Below are 4,822 nucleotides of genomic sequence, written 5' to 3' on the forward strand. Positions count from 1 at the left end.
CCAGAACCAGAGCCAGAGCCAGAGCCAGAGCCAGAGCCAGAGCCAGAGCCAGAGCCAGAGCCAGAGCCAGAGCCAGAGCCAGAGCCAGAGCCAGAGCCAGAGCCAGAGCCAGAGCCAGAGCCAATACACCCGCATCCCCAGGCTACGCCGTCGGCATCCCCCTCGTCGGCAGGCCCGCTGGATCATGCCGGATGGCTGAAATGCTTTGATGCGCTGGGTCTCGGAGGGTTGACCCGCAACCTCGCGGCACACTGTCAGGTGGAAAGCGATGATGGCGCCACGCTGGTGCTGCGCCTGGACCCATCGCAGTCGGCCATGCAGGCTGAGGTGCATAATCAGCGCATCGAACGCGCGTTGACCGGGATTGGTCTGCCCAGAAAAGTACGCTTTGAGGTGGCAGCGCTGGACGCGGGTATCGAAACTCCACGGCAGCAGGAAGAGCGTCTTCAACAAGAGCGGCATGCCGAAGCGGTTGATCTACTTTATCGTGACCCCAATATTGAGAAGTTACGTCACGCTTTTGGGGCTACGCTGATTGAGTCGACGGTAAAACCCGCATCGCACTCTTGACCCCATCACTTCAGTCATATCACTCAGGAGATCACCGCATGTTCAAAGGCGGAATGGGCAACATCATGAAGCAAGCCCAGGAAATGCAGGAAAAAATGCAGCGCGCTCAGGAAGAGGTCGCCAAGGCAGAAGTGCATGGTGAGGCGGGCGCTGGCATGGTGAAGGTCGTCATGAACGGCCGCCACGATGTGATCAGCGTGGCCATCGACCAAAGCGTCATGGAGGAGGACAAGGAGTTGCTGGAAGACCTGCTGGCCGCGGCCGTCAACGACGCTGTGCGCAAGGTAGAAGCCAACTCGAAAGCCAGAATGGAAGAGGCAACGGCGGGCCTTAACCTTCCGCCCGGCTTCAAGATGCCGTTCTGATCCATGCGCTTTTCCCCCCTCGTAGAGCAGTTGATGGATGCGTTTCGTGTGCTGCCAGGCGTTGGGCCCAAGACGGCCCAGCGCATGGCGATGCACCTTCTGGAGCGTGAGCGCCCCGGCGGGCAGCGGCTTGCCGAGGTGATCTTGCGTGCCATCGAAGACGTGGGTTATTGCCAGCACTGCCGCACGCTGACCGAGGCCGACATATGCGCTTTGTGCGAGAGCCCGCGCCGCGACGACAGCTTGCTGTGCGTGGTCGAGTCGCCAGCGGATCAGCTCGCCATCGAAGAGGCGGGCGGCTTTCAGGGTCGCTACTTCGTGCTGCATGGTCATCTTTCACCGCTGGACGGTGTAGGCCCTGATGCCTTGGGCTTGGCGCTGTTGGAAAGCCGAGTGGCCGAAGGGCACATTCGCGAGATCGTGCTGGCCACCAACCCCACGGTAGAAGGCGAGGCGACGGCGCACTACATCGCCGCTCAGCTTGCCCAGTACGGCGTGGCGTTTTCTCGTCTTGCTTACGGTGTGCCCATGGGGGGGGAGCTCGAGTATGTGGATGGTGGCACTCTGAGCCGTGCCTTTAACGGTCGTCAGCCTTTTGCTAGCGATTAAGTCGGATAAAACGCAAGCGCCAAGGCGGTTGTGACAACCTGGAAACCCGAATTGTCCTCTTCAACCTCCTCCTTGTACCAATGGATCGACAGCGCCGAGGCGCTGGATGCCGCCTGCCAGCAGGTGGCCAGCGCAGAGGTCATTGCACTGGATACCGAGTTCTTTCGTGAGAACACCTTCTTTCCCGTGCCTGCGCTCATTCAGTTTGCCGGGGGTGAAACCGCCTATCTGGTAGACCCCTTGGTGACACCCTGTACGCCCGCTTTCAAGGCTCTGTTGCAGAGTCGGGTTCCCAAGCTGCTGCATGCCTGCAGCGAAGACCTCGAGGTATTTCAGCACTGGGCGGGAACGCTGCCGACGCCGCTGATCGACACCCAAGTGGCGCAAGCCTTTCTGGGCGAGAATCCGGGAATGGGGTATCAGAAGCTGGTAGAGCACTGGATAGGTGACACGCTGCCCAAGGAAGAGACTCGCTCCAACTGGTTGGAGCGGCCTTTGACCGCGTCGCAGTGTGAATATGCCGCGCTGGACGTGACCTACCTGCTGCAGGTCTGGAAGCGTCAGGCCGCCCAATTGTCCGAGCTTGGGCGGCTTGGCTGGGTCGAGGAAGAGTGTGCCGCACTCATCGAGCAGGCAGGTCGTGATGAAGAGAGCGACGGCCAGTGGTACACCCGCCAGCGTCAGCTGTGGCGCCTGACGCCACGCCAATTGGAAGCGTATCGGCTGATGACCATCTGGCGAGAAGGGGAGACCCGGCGGCGTGACCTGCCGCGCAACTGGCTGGTCAGCGACAAGCTGTTGTTTGCCGTGGCCGAAAAAATGCCCGGTAATCGCTATGAGCTGGCAGAGGTGGAGGGCGTCAAGCCCACGCTGGTCAAGAAGGAGGGCGATGCCCTGCTAGGCTGGGTGAAGCAGGCGCAACACTGCCCTGAAAGCGCCTTGCCTGCTCGCTGGCCTGACCCCATGCAACCGCCTTTCAAGCGCCGCTTCAAGGCCATCAAGCAGGTCGTGGCAGAAAAGGCTGCGGCCCTGGGGATTGCGCCGGAAATGCTGCTTCGTCGTCGTGATATCGAAGCGCTGGTCATGCAGGCCATGGCCGGCGAGCCGCTCGATGAGCTGCACGGTTGGCGCGGAGTCTGTCTGGGTCAGGACCTTCAACGAGCCTTAGAGGAAACGTCGGAATGAGCGAGAAGTTACTTTGCGAGATTTTTAGAAGCTCACGAAAAGAAGAGATGTACCTTTACGTGGACAAGCGCAAGGGCTTGGTAGACGTGCCCGAGGCCTTGATGGCGACTTTCGGCAAGCCCGTCCCGGTGCTGACCATGATCCTGACCGAGGAGAAGTCATTGGCACGCGTGGCCGCCCGCGATGTCATGGCGGCCATTGAAGAGCAGGGGTTCTACCTGCAGATGCCCCCCGCCAAGGAGCCGTACCTGCTGGACCTGCATCGCGCTGAATCTGCCCGCCGTTCGTGATGATGCCAGAATGAATTTTCTGGCCCATGCCTGGTTGGCACGCCCCGGCAACGATGGTTTTCTCTACGGCAACCTGATTGCCGATGGGGTCAAGGGCAGAGACCTCTCCGGCTGGCCGACCAGCGTGGCCGACGGCATTCGCCATCACCGTCGTGTGGATGCCTGGGTGGATCAGCACCCCCGGGTGCTGGCTGCCCGTCATCGGGCTCCCAGGCAACAGCGCCGCTATGCCGGTATTGCCCTCGATCTGGTGTGGGACCACTTCATTGCCCAGCAGCAGGCGGGTGAACGGCAGCATCAGCTCATCGAGCGCTGTTACCAGCTACTGTCGGCCAGGCCTGCTCCCCAACGGTTGGCCAGCATGATGCCCGTACTGGTCGAGCAGGACTGGCTGCGCCGCTACGCCGACTTCGACTTTACCTGTCAGGCGGTGGTAGGCATCGGCAGGCGTTTGACAGGCCCGAATCGTTTGGCCGAGCTGGTCCCCTGGCTATACGATGATTACGCCCTTCTTGAGGCTGACTTCAGCGTGCTGTGGCGCGAATGTCAGGCGCATTTGACCAGCAGTGGCAACGACACCAGCGCTCGTTGATCGGCGTCGGCGATCATGCATCTACCCGAGAGAGAACCGAACATGGAAACCACATTGCGTGAGCGCTTCTGGGAGCGCTATCCGCTGGAGGAGTTGACCGCGCCAGAGTGGGAAGCGCTCTGCGATGGCTGCGGCCAGTGTTGCCTGTTGAAGCTGCATGACGATGACACTCAGGAATTGGCTATTCTGAACGTTGCTTGTCGGCTGTTGGATCTACACAGCTGCCAGTGCAGTGATTACGAGAATCGCTTTGCCAGCGTGCCGGACTGCACACAGCTGACGCCAGCGCTGGTAAAAGAGTTTACCTGGCTGCCGCATACCTGTGGCTACCGTCGGGTGGCCGAAGGGCGCAAGTTGGCGGGTTGGCATCCGCTGTTGAGCAACGACGCCGAGCGAGTGCATCGTAAGGGAGTGAGCGTCAGAGGCTTTGCGGTATCACAGGATGAGGTGCCGGAGCGGCATCTCGAAGAGCATATCATTGCGGTCATTCCCATGTCCTGACCGCCAAGCGAAACGCAATGCGCTGCCATCCATGGCAGGACCATCACCGCTGGCTCATTTTATTCAGGCCTTGTCACGAGACCCAACGCCCACAGAATGAAGGCATCCTGGCGTGCCGCATCGCGCCAGGCCTTGAATCTGCCGGAGGCGCCGCCGTGACCGCTGGTCATGTCGGTGTGCAGCAGAATCGGGGCGCTTCCCTGCTGAGCCTGGGTCACGCGAGCATAGAACTTGGCGGGCTCCCAATAGCTGACTCGGGTATCGAACCAGCTGCCTTCGATCCATAGCGCCGGGTAGTGCTGAGGGCGAATATTATCCACGGGAGAGTAGCCAGCGATCCGCTCGCGAACCTCGTTGATCTCCGGGTTGCCCCATTCGCTGTACTCGGCGGTGGTCAACGGCAGCTCGGGATTCTGCATGGTGCGCAGTACATCCAGAAAGGGCACGTCGAGCACGGCAGCGCAGAACGCCTCTGGTGCCCGGTTCAGGCAGGTACCCACCAGCAGCCCGCCCGCGCTGGCACCACAGGCGACGATCCGTTCAGGCTGGCTGATCTGCTCGGACACCAGTGCCTCGCGGGCAGCCAGGAAATCATGAAAGCTGTTTTCCTTGTTGGCCATCTTGCCTGCCAGGTACCACGGTTCGCCGCGCTCGCCGCCACCGCGTACGTGGGCCACGGCAAAGGCCACGCCGCGCTCCAGGAGCTCTAG

At 61.2% G+C, this 4,822-nt stretch carries 9 protein-coding genes; 8 read left to right on the forward strand and 1 reads right to left on the reverse strand.

Annotated features, from left to right (window positions below):
* The 8 genes from B7L71_RS17740 to B7L71_RS12520 form a co-directional block, all read left to right on the forward strand.
* On the forward strand, window positions 1-199 hold a 199-nt coding region (locus B7L71_RS17740), incomplete at its 5' end, for a hypothetical protein (protein ID WP_249273256.1).
* Between the two features lie 29 nt (window positions 200-228).
* Window positions 229-570 (forward strand): DNA polymerase III subunit gamma/tau C-terminal domain-containing protein, encoded by a 342-nt coding sequence (locus B7L71_RS17745; protein WP_249273257.1) that lies wholly within the window; start codon window positions 229-231, stop codon window positions 568-570.
* A 38-nt stretch (window positions 571-608) separates the two neighbouring features.
* Window positions 609-935: a YbaB/EbfC family nucleoid-associated protein gene (locus tag B7L71_RS12495; protein ID WP_016914346.1), complete on the forward strand. Its 327-nt coding sequence runs from the start codon at window positions 609-611 to the stop codon at window positions 933-935.
* 3 nt (window positions 936-938) lie between these two features.
* Window positions 939-1,544, forward strand: coding sequence for a recombination mediator RecR (recR, locus tag B7L71_RS12500; RefSeq protein WP_081138363.1), 606 nt, complete (start codon window positions 939-941; stop codon window positions 1,542-1,544).
* A 51-nt stretch (window positions 1,545-1,595) separates the two neighbouring features.
* Window positions 1,596-2,729 (forward strand): ribonuclease D, encoded by a 1,134-nt coding sequence (gene rnd / locus B7L71_RS12505; RefSeq protein WP_170919499.1) that lies wholly within the window; start codon window positions 1,596-1,598, stop codon window positions 2,727-2,729.
* Window positions 2,726-3,019: a YcgL domain-containing protein gene (locus tag B7L71_RS12510; RefSeq protein ID WP_026001755.1), complete on the forward strand. Its 294-nt coding sequence runs from the start codon at window positions 2,726-2,728 to the stop codon at window positions 3,017-3,019. The genes rnd and B7L71_RS12510 overlap by 4 nt, the downstream gene beginning before the upstream one ends.
* A 10-nt stretch (window positions 3,020-3,029) precedes the next feature.
* A complete protein-coding gene (locus B7L71_RS12515) occupies window positions 3,030-3,611 on the forward strand; it encodes an acyl carrier protein phosphodiesterase (RefSeq protein ID WP_081138367.1) in 582 nt (193 codons plus the stop codon).
* Between the two features lie 42 nt (window positions 3,612-3,653).
* Window positions 3,654-4,112, forward strand: coding sequence for a YcgN family cysteine cluster protein (locus B7L71_RS12520; RefSeq protein ID WP_016914341.1), 459 nt, complete (start codon window positions 3,654-3,656; stop codon window positions 4,110-4,112).
* Window positions 4,113-4,171: 59 nt separating this feature from the next.
* Here B7L71_RS12520 and B7L71_RS12525 read toward each other — a convergent pair.
* Window positions 4,172-4,822, reverse strand: a 651-nt coding sequence (locus B7L71_RS12525; protein WP_170919500.1) for a prolyl oligopeptidase family serine peptidase, incomplete at its 5' end; no start/stop codon positions are given.

The sequence above is a fragment of the Halomonas sp. BC2 genome, assembly GCF_002078115.1.
GTDB lineage: Bacteria > Pseudomonadota > Gammaproteobacteria > Pseudomonadales > Halomonadaceae > Vreelandella > Vreelandella stevensii.